Source organism: Streptomyces sp. JH14 (assembly GCF_029428675.1).
GTDB lineage: Bacteria > Actinomycetota > Actinomycetes > Streptomycetales > Streptomycetaceae > Streptomyces.
In genome coordinates, this window is the sequence record NZ_JAJNEL010000001.1 from 2829423 (window position 1) to 2850385 (window position 20963).

The 20963-nt window shown below is 70.2% G+C and carries 23 protein-coding genes and 1 tRNA gene; 10 read left to right on the top strand and 14 right to left on the bottom strand.

Annotated elements, in window-relative coordinates:
• Nucleotides 1–116 precede the first annotated feature (116 nt).
• Both LRD69_RS12570 and LRD69_RS12575 read left to right on the top strand, forming a co-directional pair.
• Entirely contained in the window at nucleotides 117–764 is a 648-nt protein-coding gene (locus LRD69_RS12570) for a MerR family transcriptional regulator (RefSeq protein WP_277329716.1), read from the top strand.
• 78 nt (nucleotides 765–842) lie between these two features.
• A complete protein-coding gene (locus tag LRD69_RS12575; RefSeq protein WP_277326657.1) occupies nucleotides 843–1124 on the top strand; it encodes a DUF2087 domain-containing protein in 282 nt (93 codons plus the stop codon).
• Here the strand turns inward: LRD69_RS12575 and LRD69_RS12580 are convergent.
• Nucleotides 1114–1929 carry an exodeoxyribonuclease III gene (locus tag LRD69_RS12580; protein ID WP_277326658.1) on the bottom strand — a complete coding sequence of 272 codons (816 nt, stop codon included), beginning with the start codon at nucleotides 1927–1929 and terminating at the stop codon, nucleotides 1114–1116. The genes LRD69_RS12575 and LRD69_RS12580 overlap by 11 nt on opposite strands.
• Before the next feature lie 49 nt (nucleotides 1930–1978).
• On the opposite strand from LRD69_RS12580, the gene LRD69_RS12585 reads away from it, so the two are divergent.
• Nucleotides 1979–2464: a GNAT family N-acetyltransferase gene (locus tag LRD69_RS12585; RefSeq protein ID WP_277326659.1), complete on the top strand. Its 486-nt coding sequence runs from the start codon at nucleotides 1979–1981 to the stop codon at nucleotides 2462–2464.
• Nucleotides 2465–2685: 221 nt separating this feature from the next.
• On the opposite strand, the gene LRD69_RS12590 is transcribed toward LRD69_RS12585, so the two are convergent.
• From LRD69_RS12590 to galU, 8 genes are all read right to left on the bottom strand, one after another.
• A complete protein-coding gene (locus LRD69_RS12590; RefSeq protein ID WP_277326660.1) occupies nucleotides 2686–3471 on the bottom strand; it encodes an SAM-dependent methyltransferase in 786 nt (261 codons plus the stop codon).
• 281 nt (nucleotides 3472–3752) lie between these two features.
• Nucleotides 3753–3826, bottom strand: a tRNA-Ala gene (locus tag LRD69_RS12595).
• A gap of 88 nt (nucleotides 3827–3914) precedes the next feature.
• Nucleotides 3915–5075: a gephyrin-like molybdotransferase receptor GlpR gene (glpR, locus tag LRD69_RS12600; protein ID WP_277326661.1), complete on the bottom strand. Its 1161-nt coding sequence runs from the start codon at nucleotides 5073–5075 to the stop codon at nucleotides 3915–3917.
• Nucleotides 5076–5238: 163 nt separating this feature from the next.
• Nucleotides 5239–5844: a GNAT family protein gene (locus tag LRD69_RS12605; protein WP_277326662.1), complete on the bottom strand. Its 606-nt coding sequence runs from the start codon at nucleotides 5842–5844 to the stop codon at nucleotides 5239–5241.
• A 17-nt stretch (nucleotides 5845–5861) separates the two neighbouring features.
• Nucleotides 5862–6452 carry a MogA/MoaB family molybdenum cofactor biosynthesis protein gene (locus tag LRD69_RS12610; protein ID WP_277326663.1) on the bottom strand — a complete coding sequence of 197 codons (591 nt, stop codon included), beginning with the start codon at nucleotides 6450–6452 and terminating at the stop codon, nucleotides 5862–5864.
• Complete coding sequence (gene moaC / locus LRD69_RS12615) at nucleotides 6449–6949, bottom strand: cyclic pyranopterin monophosphate synthase MoaC (protein ID WP_277326664.1); 501 nt, start codon at nucleotides 6947–6949, stop codon at nucleotides 6449–6451. The genes LRD69_RS12610 and moaC overlap by 4 nt, the downstream gene beginning before the upstream one ends.
• Before the next feature lie 125 nt (nucleotides 6950–7074).
• Complete coding sequence (gene glp / locus LRD69_RS12620; protein WP_277326665.1) at nucleotides 7075–8385, bottom strand: gephyrin-like molybdotransferase Glp; 1311 nt, start codon at nucleotides 8383–8385, stop codon at nucleotides 7075–7077.
• Nucleotides 8386–8389: 4 nt separating this feature from the next.
• Complete coding sequence (galU, locus tag LRD69_RS12625; protein WP_277326666.1) at nucleotides 8390–9292, bottom strand: UTP--glucose-1-phosphate uridylyltransferase GalU; 903 nt, start codon at nucleotides 9290–9292, stop codon at nucleotides 8390–8392.
• Nucleotides 9293–9398: 106 nt separating this feature from the next.
• Between galU and LRD69_RS12630 the strand changes: the two genes are divergently transcribed.
• Nucleotides 9399–9980 carry a 5-formyltetrahydrofolate cyclo-ligase gene (locus tag LRD69_RS12630; protein ID WP_277326667.1) on the top strand — a complete coding sequence of 194 codons (582 nt, stop codon included), beginning with the start codon at nucleotides 9399–9401 and terminating at the stop codon, nucleotides 9978–9980.
• A gap of 69 nt (nucleotides 9981–10049) precedes the next feature.
• Here the strand turns inward: LRD69_RS12630 and LRD69_RS12635 are convergent, their stop codons facing one another.
• Nucleotides 10050–12803 (bottom strand): penicillin acylase family protein, encoded by a 2754-nt coding sequence (locus LRD69_RS12635; protein ID WP_277326668.1) that lies wholly within the window; start codon nucleotides 12801–12803, stop codon nucleotides 10050–10052.
• A 243-nt stretch (nucleotides 12804–13046) separates the two neighbouring features.
• On the opposite strand from LRD69_RS12635, the gene LRD69_RS12640 reads away from it, so the two are divergent.
• The 6 genes from LRD69_RS12640 to LRD69_RS12665 all read left to right on the top strand — a co-directional run bounded on the left by LRD69_RS12640 (nucleotide 13047) and on the right by LRD69_RS12665 (nucleotide 19012).
• Complete coding sequence (locus LRD69_RS12640; RefSeq protein ID WP_277329717.1) at nucleotides 13047–14549, top strand: potassium/proton antiporter; 1503 nt, start codon at nucleotides 13047–13049, stop codon at nucleotides 14547–14549.
• A 311-nt stretch (nucleotides 14550–14860) separates the two neighbouring features.
• On the top strand, nucleotides 14861–16156 hold the full coding sequence (locus tag LRD69_RS12645) for an MFS transporter (RefSeq protein ID WP_277326669.1): 1296 nt from the start codon (nucleotides 14861–14863) through the stop codon (nucleotides 16154–16156).
• A 66-nt stretch (nucleotides 16157–16222) separates the two neighbouring features.
• The gene (locus tag LRD69_RS12650) at nucleotides 16223–16567 is read left to right on the top strand and encodes an FmdB family zinc ribbon protein (protein ID WP_277326670.1); all 345 of its coding nucleotides are present in this window, start codon (nucleotides 16223–16225) and stop codon (nucleotides 16565–16567) included.
• Between the two features lie 91 nt (nucleotides 16568–16658).
• Nucleotides 16659–17492 (top strand): S-methyl-5'-thioadenosine phosphorylase, encoded by an 834-nt coding sequence (locus tag LRD69_RS12655; protein ID WP_277326671.1) that lies wholly within the window; start codon nucleotides 16659–16661, stop codon nucleotides 17490–17492.
• Between the two features lie 341 nt (nucleotides 17493–17833).
• Nucleotides 17834–18361: a hypothetical protein gene (locus tag LRD69_RS12660; RefSeq protein ID WP_277326672.1), complete on the top strand. Its 528-nt coding sequence runs from the start codon at nucleotides 17834–17836 to the stop codon at nucleotides 18359–18361.
• 141 nt (nucleotides 18362–18502) lie between these two features.
• Nucleotides 18503–19012: an MscL family protein gene (locus tag LRD69_RS12665; RefSeq protein WP_277326673.1), complete on the top strand. Its 510-nt coding sequence runs from the start codon at nucleotides 18503–18505 to the stop codon at nucleotides 19010–19012.
• Nucleotide 19013: 1 nt separating this feature from the next.
• Here the strand turns inward: LRD69_RS12665 and LRD69_RS12670 are convergent, their stop codons facing one another.
• Genes LRD69_RS12670 through LRD69_RS12685 form a run of 4 tightly spaced genes read right to left on the bottom strand, consistent with a single transcriptional unit; the run spans nucleotide 19014 to nucleotide 20958 of the window.
• Nucleotides 19014–19232 carry a hypothetical protein gene (locus tag LRD69_RS12670; protein WP_277326674.1) on the bottom strand — a complete coding sequence of 73 codons (219 nt, stop codon included), beginning with the start codon at nucleotides 19230–19232 and terminating at the stop codon, nucleotides 19014–19016.
• A gap of 21 nt (nucleotides 19233–19253) precedes the next feature.
• Complete coding sequence (locus LRD69_RS12675) at nucleotides 19254–19640, bottom strand: hypothetical protein (RefSeq protein WP_277326675.1); 387 nt, start codon at nucleotides 19638–19640, stop codon at nucleotides 19254–19256.
• On the bottom strand, nucleotides 19637–20359 hold the full coding sequence (locus LRD69_RS12680) for a Rieske (2Fe-2S) protein (protein ID WP_277326676.1): 723 nt from the start codon (nucleotides 20357–20359) through the stop codon (nucleotides 19637–19639). The genes LRD69_RS12675 and LRD69_RS12680 overlap by 4 nt, the downstream gene beginning before the upstream one ends.
• Complete coding sequence (locus LRD69_RS12685) at nucleotides 20356–20958, bottom strand: 4Fe-4S dicluster domain-containing protein (protein WP_277326677.1); 603 nt, start codon at nucleotides 20956–20958, stop codon at nucleotides 20356–20358. Before LRD69_RS12685 ends, LRD69_RS12680 begins: the two co-directional genes overlap by 4 nt.
• Between the last annotated feature and the right edge of the window lie 5 nt (nucleotides 20959–20963).

Sequence of the window (20963 nt, forward strand, 5' to 3'; positions counted from 1 at the left end):
GTTGGGAGAGTAGAGCAGGCCCGTACCGATGGGTAGGGGTCCGGCAAGGGAAAGTTACCGACGGTACAACATAGGGTGCCGTTGTGGCTGAAGGACGCGAGCACCGCGAATACCGCATGGAGGAGCTGGCCAAGGAGGCCGGCATCCCCGTGCGGACCGTGCGCTTCTACCGGGAGCGGGGTCTGATCTCGCCACCGCGCCGGGAGGGACGCATCGCCTGGTACGACGACCACCACCTGGCGCGACTGCGGACGATCACCGGCCTGCTCGAGCGGGGCCACACCCTGACCGGGATCGCCGATCTGGCCCGCACCTTCGAGAGCGGCCGCGATGTCGCCGAGGTCCTGGGGCTGGGCGAACCGACCGAGGAGACCCCGGTCCACCTCACACCCGAACAGCTCGCGGACTACTTCGAGGGCGAGGTCACCGCGGAGAACCTCGCCGCTGCCCTGGACCTGGGCTATCTCGCCACCGACGGCGACGAGATCGTGCACATCAGCCGCCGCCTCCTGGAGGTGTCGGCGGAGCTGGTACGGGAAGGGGTACCCCTCTCCGCGGTGCTCTCGGCGGGCCGCGAGGTCCGCGCACACGCGGACGCGCTCGCCGACCTCTTCGTCGGGGTGATGCGGGCCCACTCCACGGAGCCGGAACCGCCCCAACTCCGCCCGCTCGCCCGCGCGGTGGTGGACGCGGAACTGTCGATGGCTCTGGACCGCAGGCTGCGCCGGGACGACGACACCGGGTCGCAGCCGTCGGAGCCGTAGCCCTCGAAGCAGTACCCCCGCGAGCCTCGACCGAAATCGCGTTGCCCGCGGCCCCGCCCGTGCGCAAGGCTTCCGCCCATGCCCGAAACCAATCCGAGCGGTTCGCACGGGGTCGAAGCCCTGTTCTCCCGCGGACGGCTGACCTCGATCCCCCGCAAGCCGGCCCGCCGCGAACAGTTGCTCGTCCACCTGACGCAGACGCTGTTCGAGCCGGACCGCACATACAGCGAGCGCGAGGTCAACGAGGCGCTGCTGACAGTGCACGACGACTACCCGGCGCTGCGCCGCTACCTGGTGGAGGCCGGCCTGCTGACCCGGCCCAAGGACGGCAGCAGCTACCGCCGCACCCTTACAGGTTGAAGACGGCCGTCACCGGCGCATGGTCGCTCCACCGCTCGGCATGCGTGGCGGCCCGCTCCACCCACGCCTTCACCGCACGCCCGGCGAGACCGGCGGTCGCCACCTGGTAGTCGATGCGCCAGCCCGTGTCGTTGTCGAAGGCCCGTCCCCGGTAGGACCACCAGGAGTACGGCCCTTCCTCGTCGGGGTGGAGCGCCCGCACCACATCGACGTACTCGGCCTCACCGAAGACCCGGGTCAGCCACTCCCGCTCCTCCGGCAGGAAGCCGGAGTTCTTCTTGTTGCCCTTCCAGTTCTTCAGGTCGGCCTCCTGGTGGGCGATGTTCCAGTCGCCGCACACCAGCACCTCGCGGCCGTCGGCCGCGGCCCGCCCCCTGAGCCCCTTCAGGTACGGCAGGAACGCGTCCATGAAGCGCTCCTTCTCATCCTGCCGCTCCGTGCCGACCTCACCGGAGGGCAGGTACAGGCTCGCCACCGTGACACCGGGCAGGTCGACCTCGACGTACCGGCCACTGCCGTCGAACTCCTCGCTCCCGGCGTCCCCGAAGCCGCCGAAGCCGATCTGCACCCGCTCCGGTGCGCGGCGCGTGTACAGCGAGACCCCGGCCCGCCCCTTGGCGCCGGCCGGTGCATGCACGGTGTGCCAGCCGTCGGGCTCACGCACCTCGGCAGCGAGCTGCTGCGGTTCGGCGCGCACTTCCTGCAGGCAGATCACATCGGCGTCGGTCTGCGCCAGCCACTCGGTGAAGCCCTTCTTCGCGGCGGCGCGGAGCCCGTTCACATTTACAGTGGTCACGGTGAGCATCCCGGAACAATACCGACAACCGCTGTCGCATACATGTACCATACTTCGTATGCATATCCAGCCGCGGTCGTTCGACCACCCCGACGCCGTCAAACTCAACGACGAGGTGCAGCTCGAGTACGCCGAGCGCTACGGGGACGAGGGCGATGTCACACCGCTCGACCCGTCGATGTTCCGGCCGCCGAACGGTCTGTATCTGCTCGCCTACGACGAGTCGGACGCGCCGGTCGCCACCGGCGGCTGGCGCGCCCAGGACCGGAACGGGGAGGGCTACTCGGACGGCGACGCCGAGCTCAAGCGGATGTTCGTGATCCGGGAAAGCCGCGGACAGGGTCTGGCCCGCCGTATCCTCTCCGCCCTCGAAGCGGACGCACGGGCAGCGGGCCGCACCCGGATGGTGTTGGAGACCGGCAACCAGCAGCCGGAGGCCGTCGCGCTGTACGTCTCCAGCGGCTATGCCCCCTGCGAGAAGTTCGGCTACTACCGCACGTACGAGAACAGCCTCTGCTTCGCCAAACCGCTCCAGGAATCGTGAGCCGGGCACTGTTCCGGTACAGGGCCCGCTGAAGAACACGAACTGCGCGGCGTCGAACGGCTCGGGCTGCTCCGGGCCCGGCGGCCGCCCGGCAGCCGGCGACGAGCGCGCCGCGCGCGATCAGCCGGTGCAGGGCCTCGACGTCCGCGGCCGGCGCGCCTGCGACCGGCGCCTGACACAGGATCACGACGGGGCACCGGCATCGGCACCGCCCGCTGTGCTCACCGCACGCGCCCGACACCCACGTGGAAGCCGCTGCGCTCGTTCTGAGGAGCCGGCTCCTCCTGGTACCACTCCGCGGCCGTCACCAGCCCGGGCTCGACGAGATCCAGACCGCCGAAGAACGGCTCGACCTCACTGCGCGTGCGCATCCGCAGCGCGATGGCGCCCTTCTTGTACGCGGACTCGGTCTCGTCGCGGAGCTCCGGATGCTGGTCGGCCGTACCGTGCGACAGCACCAGATAGCTGCCCGACGGCAGGGCGTCCACCAGGGTGCGGGTGATCCCGTACGGGTCCTGGTCGTCGGGCAGGAAGTGCATGAGCGCGATCAGGGACAGAGCAATGGGCCTGTCGAAGTCCAGCAGTTCACGGGCGCGGTCGAGGATCAGCTGCGGCTGCCGCACGTCCGCGTGGATGTGGTGGGTGGCCCCCTCGGGACTGCTGACGAGCAGCGCCTCCGCATGACGCAGAACGATGGGGTCGTTGTCCGTGTACACGATCCGGGCCGAGGGCGTGATCGCCTGGACGATCTGGTGCAGGTTCGGCGAGGTGGGAATGCCGGTGCCGACATCGAGGAACTGATCGACGCCCCGGTGCGCCAGCCAGGCGGAGGCCCGGTGCATGAAGGCCCGGTTCCGCGCCGCATTGGCCCGCGCCTCCGGGGGCAGCTTCTCCCCCACCGCCTGATCGACCGGATAGTTGTCCTTGCCGCCGAGGAGCCAGTCGTAGACGCGCGCCGGATGGGGTGTGGTGGTGTCGATCAGGGGCTTGAGCGGGCCGGCCGTCACAGGACGCTCCTCCGTACGGGAATCGCGGGCGGGAAACTGCGACCCGTCCTGCCGCGCGGTCGCCACGAGGGGCGGCACCGGGCGGGCGGGGCGAGCGAAAACAGCGTAGGCGCCCCCGAGTTCGACCGTTGTACGAACCACGAACCTTCGCCGCTGCACGAACCGCTCTTCTCCCCCACGACCGGCCGGCCGGGGGCGAAGCTTTTTCGGCTGTACTCAGCTGCCGCACAACGCCAAAGAGCCCCTACCGGATTTCCCCGGTAGGGGCTCTTTGGCTGCGGTGGACCTGTGGGGATTTGAACCCCAGACCCCCTCGATGCGAACGAGGTGCGCTACCAGACTGCGCCACAGGCCCTTGCAACGAGTGAAACTCTAGCACCCTCACCGGGGTGCTTGGAAATCCGCTCCCCCGCTGGTCAGCCGGGTCGGCCTCACAGCAGGTCTCACTCGTTGGCGGCGCGGGGCCGGTCGCCGTCCTCGTACTGGTCGAAGAGCGGGGTCCGGCCGCGGTCGCGGGTGCGGCGGGACGTGTTGGTGCGCTGGCGCGGGGCCGTGTCCACCGGTGGCGCCGCGGGGGCCGCCGTGCCCGTCTGCGTCGGTTCGGCGGTGCTGGAGCGGGCCGCGCTCCAGGTCTCCGGATTGCCGACCTCGACGCCGCCCGTGGCGCGTGGGGCGACGGGGGCGGTGACGTACGTCGGCAACGGGACCGGGACCGGCTCCCAGCTGTCGCCCTGGGCCCGGCCGCGTTCGCGCTGCTGGTCGACCCATTCCGCGTGGTCCGTCTGCTCGACCAGCGCGCGGCGGCCCGCTTCCTGCGGGGAGACCGTGGGAACGGGATCGGACTCGGGGCGGCGCGCTTCGGGCTCCTCGTCGGGCTCGGCGGGCGCCGTCGCCGCCGGCTGGTGCCTGCGGGGGCGGTTCTCGCGCAGGTGCTGAGCCGCCACCTCCGCCCTGCGCCGGTCCATGGTGAAGGCGAACCGGCGCCGTTCCTGGGCCCGCAGATGCACGATGTACGTGCTCAGCAGCACGGCCGGCACCGCGGGCGCCCAGAGGAAGTGGAGACCGCCGACCGCGGCGACGACCGCGCCGAGAGTGAAGGCGAGGAAGAGGATCGACGTGGTGCGCCGGCGGCGCGCCAGCACCTGCGAGCGCTGGGCGCGCCGGGCGCGCTCCGCGTCGATTCCACCGGGGCGCGCGCGCCGTGCGGGCGCGGGCACAGTCGGGTGTGCGGGTCTGTCCTGGGTCTGCTGCTCGGGCGCCTGCGACGCGGAAGCCGCACGCTCCGGCGCATGCGCCGGGTCGTTCACGCGGGCTTCGGTGTGCGCCGGAGGCGCGGCAAAGGCCCGGACGTCCACGGAATCCATTCGGTCCGTGACCACGTCCGGGTCGGCGTCGGGCTCCGCCTCCTCGGCGGTGCGTTCCCGCAGCTCCTTGGCGTACCGGCGCTCCATGGCCGCCCGTCCGGACAGCAGCCGGATGGCGGTGCTGAAGCGTTCCGTCGGACGGGCTTCGTTGAGCTCGTCCTGCCTGCGGAGCCACATCGGCACCAAGTAGGCGGCCCACGCCCCGACGATGACTGCATAGATGAGGCCGCTGCTGCTCACGTCTCACACCGTAGAGGGGTTTGCACGGGGGCATCCGCCAATTGGCCCGGTGTGTCGCACGATCTGGCTGATATCACGGACTTTTTTTGTGATTGTTCGGATCAACAGTCGGCGTTTGCGTGCTCGTTAGCAGTCGCGCCGCGATCAATTTCGAACACTTATTTTATTTTGCGTGGCGTTCCGGCCGCGCCCGATGCCAGCGCCGAAGCAGCCCGTCGGGCACTTCCTCCGCGGTGAGCGCGAAGATCAGATGGTCCCGCCATGCGCCGTCAATGTGGAGATAGCGTGGACGCAGCCCTTCCTCGCGGAATCCGAGTTTCTCCACGACTCTTCGGCTGGGCCCGTTCTCGGGGCGAATGCACACCTCGATGCGGTGAAGTCCGACCGACCTGAAGCAGTGGTCGACGGCGAGGGCGACCGCCGTCGGCATCACACCGCGGCCCGCCACTTCCTGGTCCACCCAGTAACCGATATGGCCCGAGCACATCGATCCCCACGTGATGCCGGCGACCGTCAACTGCCCGACCAGGCGGCCCTCGTACTCGATGGCGAAGGGCAGCATCCGGCCCGCGTTCGCCTCCGAGCGCAGATGGCGGATCATCTGACGGTACGTGGGGCGCCGGGCCACCGGGCCACCCGGGCCGGGCGGCGGGACGGTCGCTTCCCAGGGGCGCAGCCAGTCACGGTTGCGCCGGTTGACCTCGCGCCACACACGCTGGTCACGCAGCTTTATCGGCCGGAGGGCGATCACGCCGTCCGTCAGGGTCACCGGCCAGGTGGGGACGTTCAGCTCGGGCTCCCGGGTCGGGGGTGGTCGCCGCCGCGCAGCTGGTCGACGGCGTGCACCAGAAGGCGTTCGAGGACGGCGAGCCCGTCGCGCACCCCGCCGGTGGAGCCCGGCAGGTTCACGACGAGGGTCCGGCCGGCCACACCTGCGAGGCCCCGGGAGAGCGCCGCCGTGGGGACCTTGTCGCGGCCCTCGGCGCGGATCGCCTCGGGGATGCCGGGGATCTCGTGGTCGAGGACGCGGCGGGTGACATCGGGGGTGCGGTCGGTCGGCGAGATGCCCGTACCGCCGGTGGTGACGATGACGTCGTACGCGGCGGCCACCCCTGCCCGCAGTGCCTGCTCGACGGGGTCGCCGTCGGGGACGACCTGCGGCCCGTCGACGGTGAAGCCGAGCGCGGTGAGCGCCTCGACGATCAAGGGGCCGCCCCGGTCGGCGTAGACCCCTGCCGAGGCACGGTTCGACGCGGTCACGACGAGTGCGGAACGGGGGGCGGGCAGCGCGCTGCCGGACGGTGCGGCCCGGTGCTCACGGCCGGAAGGCGCGCCCTCGTGCGAACCGCCGGCCGGCACGGCCTCGGGCACCGTCATGCGTCCGCTCCCTCCGGCGCGGGGCGCCGGTAGTCGCCGGACTTGCCGCCGGACTTCGCCTCGACCCGGACATCCGTGATGACCGCGCTCTTGTCGACCGCCTTGATCATGTCGATCACGGTGAGCGCGGCGACCGAGACGGCCGTCAGGGCCTCCATCTCGACGCCGGTGCGGTCCGTCGTCTTCACCGTGGCGAGGATCTCCACCGCGTCGTCGGCGACGCTCAGGTCGACCTTCACACCGGAGACGGCGAGCGGGTGGCAGAGCGGGATCAGCTCGGGGGTGCGCTTGGCGCCCATGATCCCGGCGATACGGGCCGTGGCCAGGGCGTCGCCCTTGGGAACGCCCTCGCCCCGGAGCAGTTCGACGACGCGCGGCGAGACGAGGACCCGGCCGCTGGCGCGGGCCACGCGCGCGGTGACGTCCTTCTCGGACACGTCGACCATCCGGGCCGCGCCCGCCTCGTCGATATGCGTCAGCCTGTTCTGCGTACTCACTGAACTCCGCCTAGCGGTAGGGCGCCGGTTGCCCGCTCGGCCCGCACCGGGGTGCGGGCCGGGGGTCCGGGGGGTGTCCCCCGGTAAGGCACAGCGGCAGACACCGTACCGCCACCGGCTCGCGTTCAGCGGAGCAGGATCACCTCGGTGACCGCGCCGGACTCCGCGGAGGTGACGTCCTCGGGCAGCACGATCAGCGCGTCCGCCTGGGCGAGGGCGGCGATCAGATGGGACCCGGAGCCACCGACGGGCGTGACGCTGCCCTCCTCCGCGTCGTACGTGCCGCGCAGGAACTGGCGCCTGCCGGCCGGCGAGGTGAGGGCCTTGTCGGTCTTCAGGGTGGCCCGGACCCTCGGACGGTTCAGCTCTTCCAGGCCCATCAGCTTGCGGATCGCGGGCCGCACGAACAGCTCGAACGAGACGTACGACGAGACGGGGTTGCCCGGCAGCGCCAGCAGCGGCGTGTGCTCGGGGCCGATCGAGCCGAAGCCCTGCGGCTTGCCCGGCTGCATGGCGAGCTTGCGGAAGTCGACGCCGCTGCCCGGCTCGTCCTCGTCGCCGACGGAGGACAGGGCCTCCTTGACCACGTCGTACGCGCCGACGCTGACGCCCCCCGTGGTGACGACGATGTCGGCGCGGATCAGCTGGTCCTCGATCGTGGCGCGGAGCGTATCGGCGTCGTCCGCGACGGCACCGACCCGGTAGGAGATGGCTCCGGCGTCACGCGCGGCGGCCGTCAGCGCGAAGCTGTTCGAGTCGTAGATCCGGCCGCCGGTCAGCTCCTCGCCGGGCTGCACCAATTCGCTGCCGGTGGAGATGACGACGACGCGCGGCCGGGGCCGCACCTTCACGGTGGAGCGGCCGATCGCGGCGAGCAGCCCGATCTGCGGCGGCCCGATGACCGAACCGGCCCGCAGGGCCAGATCGCCGGGCTGTACATCGCTGCCGCGGGCCCGCACATGGGCACGTGCCGCGACGGGGCGGTGGACGCGGACCTCGCCGCCCGCGTCCTGCGGGGCGTCGCTGTGGGCGCGCATGGTGTCCGCCGGGCCGCCCCCCGTACCGCCGTCGGTCCACTCGACCGGTACGACGGCCTGCGCACCGGCCGGCAGCGGGGCGCCGGTCATGATGCGGGCGGCCTCGCCGGGGCCCACGGTCTGGTCGTCGGAGAGTCCGTCGCTGCCGGCAGCGACGTCACCGATGACGGTGAGCACCGCGGGGAACTCCTCGCTGGCGCCCTCGACATCGGCGATGCGGACCGCGTAACCGTCCATCGAGCTGTTGTCGAAGGGCGGCAGGGCGATCTCCACCATGACGTCCTCGACGAGGACACAGCCCTGGGCCTCGGGCAGTTGCAGCTCGATGGGATCGAGCGGCCGTACCGCGGCGAGGATGTCGTCCAGGTGCTCGTCCACCGACCAGATCGTGCTGCTCAAAGTGCTACATCTCCTCGGTGACGTAACTGCGGAGCCAGGCGCGGAAGTCCGGGCCCAGATCTTCACGTTCGCACGCGAGTCTGACAATGGCGCGGAGGTAATCGCTGCGGTCGCCGGTGTCATAGCGACGGCCCTTGAACACGACACCGTGCACGGGGCCGCCGACCTTCTCGTCCTCGGCGAGCAGTTGCAGGGCGTCGGTGAGCTGGATCTCGCCGCCGCGGCCCGGCTCGGTCCTGCGCAGTATCTCGAAGACGGCCGGGTCGAGCACATAGCGGCCGATGATGGCGAGGTTGCTGGGCGCGTCCGCCGGATCGGGCTTCTCGACCAGGCCGGTGATCTTGACGACATCACCGTCGACGGTGGTGTCGACGGCCGCACAGCCGTACAGGTGGATCTGCTCCGGCTCGACCTCCATCAGCGCGATGACGCTGCCGCCCTCGCGCTCCTGCACCTCGACCATGCGGGCGAGCAGCGGGTCGCGCGGATCGATCAGGTCGTCGCCGAGGAGCACCGCGAACGGCTGGTCGCCGACGTGCGGGGCGGCGCACAGCACGGCGTGGCCGAGGCCGCGCGGGTCGCCCTGGCGGACGTAGTGCATGGTGGCGAGGTCGCTCGACTCCTGGACCTTCCGGAGCCGGTCGGCGTCTCCCTTGCGGGTGAGTGCCGACTCCAGTTCGTAGTTGCGGTCGAAGTGGTCCTCGAGCGGGCGCTTGTTGCGTCCGGTGATCATGAGTACGTCGGAGAGGCCGGCGGCCACCGCCTCCTCGACGACGTACTGGATCGCAGGCTTGTCGACGACAGGCAGCATCTCCTTGGGAGTGGCTTTGGTGGCCGGCAGGAAGCGGGTACCGAGGCCTGCGGCCGGGATGACAGCCTTGCTGATCCTGGGGTGCGACTGAGTCATGCGCGTAACGATAGCCCGTGCCTTTGGGGTGAAGATTAGACTCCGGTTAACTTTGTACCTCTATATGTACATACGAGAGACTTGCGGGTGCCCGTTGAATACCGACATGTCCGCAAAGGCTGCGCTTCGGCGCGAACTGCTTGCCGGGCGATCGCTCCTGAGCGGGGACGACGTGCAGGACACCGCGGTGGTGCTGGCCCGTGCGGCGATGGACCTCCCGGAGCTGACCGAGGCCCGCACCGTCGCCGCGTACGTCTCGGTGGGGAGCGAGCCGGGGACCCGTGCACTCCTGGATGCGCTGCGCGCGCGGGGCGTACGCGTGCTGCTGCCGGTACTCCTCCCGGACAACGATCTGGACTGGGCCGCCTACGAAGGTGCCGGCAGCCTGGCGCGGGCAGGACGCGGGCTGCTGGAACCGGACGGTCCGCGGCTCGGGCCGGACGTCGTCCTCGACGCCGACGTGGTCCTGCTGCCGGGGCTCGCGGTGGACGGGCGCGGGATGCGGCTCGGCCGCGGCGGCGGTTCGTACGACCGGGTGCTGGCCCGGCTCTCGGCGGCCGGGGCGCATCCGGCCCTGATCGTCCTGCTCTACGACGACGAGGTGGTCGCGCAGGTTCCCGTGGAACCGCACGACCACCCCGTGGACGCCGTGGTGACACCGGCCGGAGCGCGGCGCTTCACCGTCTGAGCCGGGCCCGGAGCGCGCCGGGCCCGGCACCCCGGTGCCGGCCCGCCGCGGCTGTGCCGGCCCGCCCCGTCAGGACGGTTTGAGCGTCAACGTGTCCTTCGTCGCCTGGGCCACGGCATTCGTCCCGAAGGACCAGTCGAGCAGGTCACCGTTGGCCCACAGGTCGGTCTGATCCGTGTAGTGCGCGCTGAACGCGTGCCCGGAGGCGCCGGTGAGGTTGATCCAGCGGGACTTGTCCCAGTCCCCCACGTTGACGACCATCCGCATCGACGGGACCCAGATGACCTCGTAGCCGCCCGCCGCGTTCCAGCCGGCGGCGTTGACCGCGGCCTCGCCGCCACCCAGGTTCCACGGGCCGCGGTTGAGGGCCCGCTGGAGCAGATCGGGACCTTCGGTACCGAGGGTCTGGTTCTTCAGGGTCAGCTGGTGCAGCCGGCCCCAGCTCCAGGTGGTGATGTCCTTGCCGAGCTTGGCGGTCAGCTCCCAGCGGGCGTCCTTCATGGCGCGGCCGAACAGCTCGTCACGGCTCTCGGTCGCCGTGTCCTTGCGGTTCTTCGGCGCCTTCCACCAGTCGTTGTTCTCGTCGTCCATGATGCTCGCGACCACCTGGTACCAGCGATCGCCGCCGTCCGGCTGCGCCGAGTCCGTGTCGCGCTGGCCGCATTCGCGCACCGGCTTGTCCTGCTCGTCGACCGGGCCCGTGCTGTCGGCCGGGAGCACGGTGAGGCACTCGCCCTTGACCCGCAGCTCCTTGGGCAGCTTGTCGCCGAAGGCCAGCTTGAGGATGTTGCGCCAGACCGCGTTGAAGTACGCGGCGGCCGCCGAGTCGGGCTCCTGGGTGTAGTCCCAGCCCTCCAGGAGCTTCTGTGCCTCACGGACGCTCTTGTCGGAGACATTGATCTTCATCAGCTCGGGCACCAGCAGCGCGGCGATCTCGCTGGTGTTGTCCATCTGCATCTTCTGCATGTCGTCGGTCGAGATCTTCCCGCCGCCCTTGATCTTCGACTCGATGAGGTCGTTGATCCGCTGGCTGCGAGTGCCGTAGCCCCAGTCCTTGGTGAGGAGGTGGGGGTACTTCTTCTCGTCGATGACGGCCTGGTTGGCGGTGACGATGTAGCCGCGCTTCGGGTTGTACTCGTACGGCAGCTCGTCGAACGGGATCGGGTCCTTGCGCCAGCCGTACGCCGACGTCCAGCCGGGGCTGGGCATCGTGCCGTCTCCCGTCTTGCGGACCGGGATCGTGCCGGGTGCCTGATAGCCGATATTGCCCTTGGTGTCCGCGTAGACGAGGTTCTGCGAGGGCACCTCGAAATGCCTGGCGGCGGCCCGGAAGGTCTTGAAGTCCTTGGCCTGGTTCAGCTCGAAGACGGCGTCCATCGAGTGCCCGGGCTGCAGCGCGGTCCACTTCAGGGCGACCGCGTAACCGTCGGCCCGGTCCGGCGCGGAGTTGGTGACGGGAGCCTTCTGGCCGACCTTCTCCAGCTCACCGCTGCGGTCGGAGACCAGCGGACCGTTGTTCGTCTCACGCACCGTGATGTGGCGGCTGGCACCGCCCGCGACCTTGATGGTCTCCTTACGGGTGACGAAGGGCTTCACCTTGCCGTCGTACTGGTAGCCGTCGCCGGAGACCTTCTCCAGGAAGAGGTCGGTGACGTCCGCGCCGAGGTTGGTGAAGCCCCAGGCGATGTCCTGGTTGTGGCCGATTATCACGCCCGGCATGCCGGAGAAGGTGTAGCCGGCGGTGTCGTACCGGCAGGTCGCCGAGAGCTGCCGGCAGTGCAGCCCCATCTGATACCAGAGCGACGGCAGCTGCGGCGCCAGGTGCGGGTCGTTGGCGAGCAGCGGCTTGCCGGTGGTGGTGTACGTGCCGGAGACGACCCAGGAGTTGGACCCGATGCCGTTGCCGTTCGGGCCGAGCAGCGCGGGGATCTCGTCGAGGGTGTCGGAGAGCGAGGAGAGCTGGGTGTTCAGGCCCTCGGTGGCGCCCTGCACCGTGCTCGAACCGACACCGGTGGACGGCGTCGCCGCCGGGTCGAACACGCCGGTGACCGGCGCGATCGCGCCCTGGCCGACGATCGGCCTGTGCTTGTCGTACGGGTACGCGGGGTACAGGTCCGCGATCTGCTTCGCGCTGAGCCTGCTGGTCATCAGCGAGCGGTCGATCTCGTCCTGCATGTTGCCGCGCAGGTCCCAGGCCATCGCCTTCAGCCAGGCGACCGAGTCGACCGGGGTCCACTCGGTCGGCTTGTAGTCGTTGGTCAGGCCGAGCGCGGCGTACTCGACGGAGATGTCCTTGCCGTCGCGCCCCTTGAGGTAGGCGTTCACCCCGTCCGCATACGCCTGGAGGTTCTTCTTGGTGTCCGCGGACAGGACGGTGTCGTACTCCTCCTGCGCGATCTTGCGCCAGCCCAGCGTGCGCAGGAAGGCGTCCGTGTCGACCTGACCGGAGCCGAACATCTCGGAGAGCCGGCCGGCCGTCAGGTGACGGCGGACGTCCATCTCCCAGAAGCGGTCCTGGGCCTGCACGAAGCCCTGGGCGCGGAACAGGTCGGCGTCGGAGTCCGCGTAGATCTGCGGAATTCCATAGCTGTCGCGTTTGACGTCGACGCTTCCGGAGAGGCCGTCGATCTTGACCGACCCGTTCGTCTGCGGGTACGAGGCCCGCACGGTAGCTACGGACCAGAACGCGCCGTAACCGATACCCGCGACAAGCGCCAGCACCAGGACGATCACGATCAGGCGGGCACGTCGCCCCTTCTTCTTGCCGGTCTTCTCGCCGGCGGAGCCGGAAGAGCCGGAAGAGGCGGTTGTGTTGGCGGGCATCGCTGTCCTTCGAGGGGCAGGGTGGTCCTGGGAGTGCAGGAGCAACCATAGGCGCAGCACCGAAGCGAGTCCGACGCGGTACAGAGATGCATCGAATTGACGAGCGATCGCACGAGCACTCGACCGCGTCAAGAAAACGTTAAAGATTAGGTAAGGTAACGAAGTACCGGCCGCCGGAGGACGATCCGGCAGGCGTACGCAGGGAAGGAACGGCCACTGACTGTCCACGCGCTCAACGAACTCCTGCTCGTCTGCTCGATCGTCCTGCTCGTCGCCGTGGCGGCGGTACGCATCTCGTCCCGCAGCGGCCTCCCCAGCCTGCTCCTGTATCTCGGCATCGGGATCGCCATAGGGCAGGACGGGATCTTCCACGTCAAGTTCGACAACGCCGAACTCACCCAGGTGTTCGGCTACGCCGCTCTTGTCGTGATCCTGGCCGAGGGCGGCCTGGGCACGAAGTGGAAAGAGATCAGACCGGCGCTGCCCGCCGCGGCCATGCTCTCGGTCGTCGGCGTCGCGGTGAGCGTCGGCGTCACCGCGGCCGGGGCGCACTATCTGGTCGGCCTGGACTGGCGGCAGTCACTGATCATCGGCGCGGTCGTCTCGTCCACCGACGCCGCCGCGGTCTTCTCCGTGCTGCGCAAGGTGCCGCTGCCGGCCCGGATCACCGGTGTACTGGAGGCCGAATCCGGCTTCAACGACGCCCCCGTGGTGATCCTGGTGGTGGCCTTCTCCACCAGGGGGCCTGTGGACAGGTGGTACGTACTGGTCGGCGAGATCGCCCTGGAACTGGCGATCGGCGCGGCCGTCGGTGTCGCCGTCGGCTGGCTCGGCTCGTACGGGCTGCGTCATGTGGCCCTGCCCGCTTCGGGTCTCTACCCGATCGCGGTGATGGCGATCGCCGTGTCCGCGTACGCGGCGGGCGCGATGCTCCACGGCAGCGGCTTCCTTGCCGTCTATCTGGCGGCGATGATCCTCGGCAACGCCAAACTGCCCCACTGGCCCGCCACCCGCGGCTTCGCCGACGGGCTCGGCTGGCTGGCCCAGATCGGCATGTTCGTCCTGCTCGGACTGCTGGTCGCCCCGCACAACCTGCTCGAGGACTTCTGGGCCGCGGTGATCGTGGGCCTCGTGCTGACGGTGGTCGCGCGCCCGATGGAGGTCTTCATCTCTCTCATCCCCTTCCGGATGTCCTGGCAGGAGAAGACCTTCATGTCATGGGCAGGGCTGCGCGGCGCCGTACCCATCATCCTGGCGACCATTCCCATGGTGTCCGGAATCGAGGGCTCCGCCCACGTCTTCAACATCGTCTTCGTGCTCGTCGTCGTCTACACGCTGATTCAGGGACCGACCCTGCCCTGGCTGGCCAAGGCCCTGAAGATCGCCGAGGACCCGTCCGAGGCGACCGACCTGGGCATCGAGTCGGCGCCGCTGGAACGGCTCCGCGGACATCTGCTGTCGGTGGCGATCCCCGGGAAGTCGAAAATGCACGGCGTGGAGATCGCCGAACTGCGGCTGCCCGCCGGAGCCGCGGTCACTCTCGTCGTCCGGGACGGGAAGAGCTTCGTACCCGGGCCGTCGACGACGCTGCGCCGCGGGGACGAGCTGCTGGTCGTCGCGACCGATCCGGTGCGCGACGCGGCCGAGGCACGGCTGCGGGCGGTCGGCGAGGGCGGCAAGCTGGCCGGGTGGCTGGGGACCGACGGCGGCACCGACGGAATCGGCAGGACGAGGACGCCCCACTGATCCGAGGCTCCGAAGATCTGATGGCGCGCAATCACAGGCACGCACCGGATCCTGCCCTGTAGCATGAAGGAAACGTGATCGACAAAGCTCGATAGATCCGGCCGACGCCGGATCGACCAACTCTGCCTGACGCAGAGCTGGCGCGACCGTATGGCGGTCGTGGCGTCCTCCGCCTCTGCTGCGAACGCCCGGCATCTACCGCAGTTCCGCGCGAAGAGGACAGCTCTCGGCAGCTCCCGTCCACGGCCGGCGCCCACAGGTGCGGACGGAGGGTGGGAGCACGGCTACCAGGCGGCAGAAAGGCAAGGACCGTGGCGTCCACGGTCTCCGACCGCACCGGTTACGGGCGGCTGCTGCGCACCCCCGGTGCGTGGACCTTCCTTCTTCCCGGCTTCGCCGCACGGCAGCCCTTCGCGATGCTGACCATCGGCATCGTGCTGCTGGTGCAGCACACCACCGTTTCGTACGGCAGCGCGGGCGCCGTCGCGGCCGTCACCGGTGTCTCCATGGCACTGTTCGCACCGCAGAGCGGAAAGCTCGCCGACCGCATCGGCCAGCGCGCCGTCCTGCTACCGGGCGTTCTCGTGCACGCGGCGTCCGTTTCGGCGCTGACCGCACTCGCCCTGGCGGAAGCACCGCTGTGGCTGTTGTTCCTTGCCGCCGTGCCGACGGGTGCGTCCGTCCCGCAGGTCGGCCCGATGGTGCGGGCCCGCTGGGCGGCCCTGCTGGGCGCGGCACCGGGCCGGAAGGCCTCGCCCCTGATGCCGACCGCCGCCGCCTTCGAATCGGTGACGGACGAGCTGACCTTCGTCATCGGACCCGTCCTCGCCACCGCCCTGTGCACCGGAGTGCACCCGGCGGCCGGACTGGTCGCGGAAGCCGCGCTGACGCTGGCCGGCGGCCTGCTCTTCGCGGCGCAGCACCGCACCCAGCCCGCGGTCCGGGCCACCACGTCCGTCGCGTCCGAACGGCACACCTCCGCCCTGTCCGTGGCGGGCGTACGGGTGCTCGCGGTCGCCTTCCTCGGGATCGGCGCCGTCTTCGGCGGCATGCAGGTCTCACTGACCGCGTTCGCCGAGGAGATCGGCCGGCCCGGTGCCAACGGCCTGCTGTACGGGATCTTCGCGGCCGGCAACATGCTGGCCGGCATCGCCTGCGGTGCCATCGCCTGGAAGAGCGGACCGCGGCGCAGACTGATCGCCGGGTACGCGGCGCTGACGCTGACCGCGTCCGGGCTGTGGGCCGTGCACTCCATGCCACTGCTGGCCGGGCTCGGCCTGCTCGTCGGACTCTCCATCGCACCGGCGCTGATCAGCGGATACACGCTCGTCGAAGCGCTCGTTCCGGCGTCGGTGCGGACCGAGGCGTTCACCTGGCTGACAGGCGCGGTCGCGCTCGGTCAGGCGGCAGCGGTGACGGTCGCCGGACAGCTCGCGGACGCCCACGGAGCGAGCACCGGATTCGTGGTGCCGCTGGTGGGGACCGTACTGGCGCTGGTGACCCTGGTGACCCTGCGTTCGCGGCTGACACCGAGGGCGCCGGGAAGGGGGTCCGGACGGACCGTGGCACGTGGTGTCGGTCACCGAGAGCCGGTCACGGTGGACTGATCCAGCGGAATAGGTCAGTATGGAGCGTCGTTAGCACTCATTGAGTCAGAGTGCCAGGAGGATCAAGTGCCGACCTATCAGTATCAGTGCACCGAGTGCGGCGAGGGCCTCGAGGCGGTGCAGAAGTTCACCGATGATGCCCTGACCGTGTGCCCGAACTGCGAGGGACGCCTGAAGAAGGTGTTCTCGGCGGTCGGCATCGTCTTCAAGGGTTCCGGTTTCTACCGGAACGACAGCCGCGGCTCGTCGTCGAGCAGCTCGCCGGCGTCGTCGTCCGCGAAGGCATCCGGTTCCGCTTCGTCTTCTTCGACGGGGTCGGACTCGAAGCCGTCCGCGCCTGCGTCCGCCGCTTCTTCCTCTTCCTCGCCGTCGTCCTCCGCGTCGGCGTCGAGCGGTACGTCGGCCGCCTGAGCCGGAGTACCCCGCTTCGCACTTCGTCCGAGGCCCTGCCGATCCGATCGGCCGGGCCCTCGGCGTTTTCGGGCCCCGCTACTGTGATCACATGGTGAACGCAGAGATCGGTGTCATCGGCGGCTCGGGCTTCTACTCCTTCCTGGAGGATGTCACCGAGGTTCGTGTGGACACCCCGTACGGACAGCCGAGCGACTCCCTCTTCCTCGGTGAGATCGGCGGCCGCCGGGTCGCCTTCCTCCCCCGCCACGGCCGCGGCCACCATGTGCCGCCGCACCGCATCAACTACCGCGCCAACCTGTGGGCCCTGCGCTCCGTGGGTGTCCGTCAGGTGCTCGGCCCGTGCGCGGTCGGCGGACTGCGTCCCGAGTACGGACCGGGGACGCTGCTCGTGCCGGACCAGATGGTGGACCGCACCAAGGCCCGCACACAGACGTATTACGACGGGGAGACCCGGGCGGACGGGGTGGCACCGAACGTGGTGCACCTGGGCTTCGCCGATCCGTACTGCCCGGAGGGGCGCAAGGTGGCGCTCGCCGCAGCCCGCGGCAAGGGGTGGGAGGCGGTGGACGGCGGGACGCTGGTGGTCGTCGAGGGGCCGCGCTTCTCGACCCGGGCCGAGTCCCGCTGGCATGCGGCGATGGGCTGGTCGGTGGTCGGGATGACCGGGCATCCTGAGGCCGTGCTCGCCCGTGAGCTGGGGCTCTGCTACACCACGATGACGCTCGTGACGGACCTGGACGCGGGCGCCGAGGCGGGCGAGGGCGTCTCCCACGGAGAGGTGCTGAAGGTGTTCGCCGCCAATGTGGACCGGCTGCGGTCGGTGCTGTTCGAAGCGGTGACGGCGCTGCCCGCGGAGGGGGACCGGACCTGTCCTTGTGCACACGTGCTGGACGGGATCGAGACGGGGATCGAACTGCCGTAGCGGGTGCCGGCAACTGTCGTGGCGGGTGCCGGCTCCGGCCCTTGCGGCGCGGGGCGGGGCACGTACGGGTGACGGAGTTGTCCACATCAGGCGGGCCGTCCACAGGGCTCGGCAGGAATCCCGCAGACGGTGGATCGTGACGGACGTGGGAGTTCATCCGAACTCCGTCGGACTGAGGGCCTTGGGCTTCTCACTCCTCACTCCACGCTCCGTCACGGCAGGTGGTGCCGGCCATGTTCCCCGTTTCTCCGAACGCTTCCCCGTCCGCTCGCCCGTCCCCCTCCCCGTCCGCCGCCTCGGCCTTTTCGTCCGATGTGCGTCCGGCGGTCCCGGGTCCGCCGATGTCTGCGCCCCCGCCGTGCGGGGTGCCGGCGTTCGCGCCGCTGCGCGTGCGCGGGGGCGGCGGGCGTCGGTTGCGGAGGGCGGTGTGGCGGCAACGCCGCGCGATGGCGGCCGGCCTGGCACTGACCGCTGCGGCGCTGGCCGCGACCGGACTGGGTGGCGGTGGTGACGCGGCAGGCGCGCGAGGCTCGTCCGGGGCGGCCGGGGTGACCGGGGCGGCGCCGGACGATGAGCGGCGGCCGGTTCAGCTGGTGTCCGCGCCGGTCCGGATCGCGGATGCGGCGACGGTGCGGCTGTTGCAGCCGGGTGATCGCGTCGATGTGATCGCGGACGAGGGGCCCGGGGCCGACGCCAGGGTGGTGGCCAAAGGAGCCGAGGTGGCGGCGGTGCCGCGGTCGGCCGCCGACGGTTCTGCCGAGGACCCTGCGGAGGGTGGCGCGCTGGTCGTGCTGTCCGTGCCCCGGAGCACGGCCGTGTCCCTGGCCGGCGCGGGAATCTCGGCCCGGCTGGCGGTGACGTTGTGCTGAACCGGACGCACCGCCCTATTCGCACTGACGAGCTGTCATGTCACCGGCCCGAAGGCATGGATCAGGTGGTTCTGCCGCGTACTGCCGTAGGTTGCGGAGCAGTTCGCTCCCCCCACGGCACATGCGGAGGAAGACGCACCCGTGACCGAGAAGAAGGTCAGCCTGATGGAGGGCTTCAAGGCCTTCCTGTTGCGCGGCAATGTGATCGACCTGGCGATCGCGGTCGTCATCGGCGCCGCGTTCACCAACATCGTGAACGCGATCGTCAAGGGCGTCATCAATCCGCTCGTCGGTGCGTTCGGCACCAAGGATCTGGAGAGCTACAGCTCCTGCCTCAAGGGCCCCTGTGCCACGGATCCGAAGACGGGCGAGGCGACCGAGGGCATCCGGATCCTCTGGGGTTCGGTGCTCAGTGCCACGCTCAGCTTCGTGATCACTGCGGCCGTCGTCTATTTCCTGATGGTGCTGCCGATGGCCAAGTACCTCGCCAGGCGAGCGGCGATGCAGGCTGCCAAGGCCGGCGTGCAGGAGACGCTGGAGGTGAGCGAGCTGGAGGTGCTGGAGGAGATCCGCGACGTGCTCGTCTCGCAGCGCAGCACTCCGGCGGACGAAAGCCGCGGCCAGGACCCGGGCCGCGGCCACAACGAGTAGCTCAGATGTGGTGGGGGGGCTTCTCGTCGAGGAAGCGCGCGAGGTCGGCGGCGCTGCCGCCGGCCGGAGCCCGCTCACCCCACGCCCGGTCCGTATCGTCCGCGGACTGCTGGTCCAGCGGATCGTCGAAGATCAGAGCCGGCTTGGGCTTCCTCTGTTCCGGCTGTGTCGGCTGCGTCGGCTTCGAATCGCGCGGTCCAGGGGTGGGGGCGGTGCTCATACCACCAGGGTACGGCGGCGGTCAGCGATCCTTCGGGTCGAGCATCCAGAGCCCCAGGACGACCAGGAACGACAGACAGAGGAAGCCCGTACCCCACCAGGCCGTTCCGGTGTTGCCCTCCATCCACTCGTCGACGACGACGGTCAGACCCCAGAGCTGGCCGATGACGACGGTCATGGCCAGGGCCAGCCGGGCCGTCAGTTTCGAGGAACGCTCGGGTTCCTGGTCGGTACCCGCTCCCGGGCCCGGACCGGTGTGGCGGACCCGGGGATCGCCGTAGCCGCTGGTGGAGCGGAGCTGCGGATAGCGCTCACGGAGGGGACGGTTCAGCTCCGGCCGGGCGCTGCCCGGGTGGTACTCCGGGTAGGCCCGCTGCTCCGGGCCTGTGGGCTGCCGGGCGTCGCTCATGTCTGCCCTCCGGAGGTCGCGGTTTCGGTTGCCCCGATACGGTGCGCCTTCGCACCGGAAGTCTGCGCGCGGGGTGCCTGCCCACCGCCGTCGCGGACCGAGGGACAGCCGATCCGGGAGGCGAGGTCCGGGCGCTCGGAGCTGATCTGGCGGCACAGGCCCTGCTCGATGCTCTCGTCGGAGCGGGTGGTGCCGATGGCCCAGACGCTGCCGTCTGTCTCCTCCGTGAGCACCACCTTGGGCAGTGGGCGGGGCGGGGGTCCGGCGGTGACTTCTCCGGTGCGGGCGTCGAAGACACCTTCGTGGCAGGGGCAGTAGAGCTCCCCCTCCGCACCGCGGTCCTTGCGCCAGAGCACTGCGCAGGCGAGATGGGTGCAGATCGCGGAGTAGCCCACGAGAGTGCCGTCGTTCAGCCGGACGGCGACCGCACTGTCCTCCTCGTCGGGGTAGCTGAAGGCGATGGACTCGCCGGGCAGGAGCCGGCCGGCGATCCTTCTCGGCGCCGGGGCCTTGCCGTCATCGGTCTCCCCGTGGCGCGGGAGCATTCCGCCGGCCACACCGAGGCTGCCGACGGCGAGTCCGCCCGAGACGGTGGCGACGATCCGGAGGTAGTCCCGCCGGGTGGTGAGGGAGTCGGCGGCGATCCGGTCGTGCAGGGCTTCGCGCGGGTCCCCGCCGGGACGCCGGTCCCCGGCCGGTGGCTGTTCGGTGACGCTCATCGGCGGACGTCCTTCCCGTTGACCTCGACGATGGGAAGACCGCCGGGCACCGGCCACTGGACCTTGTCGGCGGGGACGACCACCGCCACGCCGGTACGGACCTCGGTCTCGCCGAAGGTGAAGGTGTCGGCGACCTGGACACCGGGCCGCTCGGCCTGGAGTTCCTCCACCGTTCCGTAGAACAGCGCCCCGGTCGGGCAGACGGTGGCGCACATGGGGGCGAGACCGTAGGCGGTGCGGTCGTAGCAGAGGTTGCACTTCATCTGCAGCTTCGCCTGGAGGTCGATCTTCGGGACGCCGAAGGGGCAGGCGTTGACACAGTTGGCGCAGCCGATGCAGCGGGTGGTGTCGGCCTGCTGCACCACGCCGTCGGCCGTGACCAGGATCGCGTCGGCCGGGCAGACCTCGGCGCACGGTGCTACCGGGTCCTCGCAGTGCATGCAGACCGTGGGAAGGGAGGCGACGGAGTGGCCTTCATCGGTGTAGTCGAGGTGGATCATCGATTTGCCGCGGTGCGAGTCGCACTCCCGGCAGGCGGAGACACAGGCCTGGCAGCCGATGCAGCGCCCGGGGTCGATGAAGATCGTTCTGCCCATCATCCGGT

Coding starts and splice junctions, on each gene's coding strand:
- LRD69_RS12680 (WP_277326676.1), bottom strand. CDS start 20,359: ATGAGCGTCACCGAACAGCCACCGGCCGGGGACCGGCGTCCCGGCGGG.
- LRD69_RS12635 (WP_277326668.1), bottom strand. CDS start 12,803: ATGCCCGCCAACACAACCGCCTCTTCCGGCTCTTCCGGCTCCGCCGGC.
- LRD69_RS12655 (WP_277326671.1), top strand. CDS start 16,659: ATGGTGAACGCAGAGATCGGTGTCATCGGCGGCTCGGGCTTCTACTCC.
- galU (WP_277326666.1), bottom strand. CDS start 9,292: ATGACTCAGTCGCACCCCAGGATCAGCAAGGCTGTCATCCCGGCCGCA.
- LRD69_RS12685 (WP_277326677.1), bottom strand. CDS start 20,958: ATGATGGGCAGAACGATCTTCATCGACCCCGGGCGCTGCATCGGCTGC.
- LRD69_RS12580 (WP_277326658.1), bottom strand. CDS start 1,929: ATGCTCACCGTGACCACTGTAAATGTGAACGGGCTCCGCGCCGCCGCG.
- LRD69_RS12575 (WP_277326657.1), top strand. CDS start 843: ATGCCCGAAACCAATCCGAGCGGTTCGCACGGGGTCGAAGCCCTGTTC.
- LRD69_RS12675 (WP_277326675.1), bottom strand. CDS start 19,640: ATGAGCGACGCCCGGCAGCCCACAGGCCCGGAGCAGCGGGCCTACCCG.
- LRD69_RS12570 (WP_277329716.1), top strand. CDS start 117: ATGGAGGAGCTGGCCAAGGAGGCCGGCATCCCCGTGCGGACCGTGCGC.
- LRD69_RS12630 (WP_277326667.1), top strand. CDS start 9,399: ATGTCCGCAAAGGCTGCGCTTCGGCGCGAACTGCTTGCCGGGCGATCG.
- LRD69_RS12660 (WP_277326672.1), top strand. CDS start 17,834: ATGTCTGCGCCCCCGCCGTGCGGGGTGCCGGCGTTCGCGCCGCTGCGC.
- LRD69_RS12585 (WP_277326659.1), top strand. CDS start 1,979: ATGCATATCCAGCCGCGGTCGTTCGACCACCCCGACGCCGTCAAACTC.
- LRD69_RS12670 (WP_277326674.1), bottom strand. CDS start 19,232: ATGAGCACCGCCCCCACCCCTGGACCGCGCGATTCGAAGCCGACGCAG.
- LRD69_RS12610 (WP_277326663.1), bottom strand. CDS start 6,452: ATGACGGTGCCCGAGGCCGTGCCGGCCGGCGGTTCGCACGAGGGCGCG.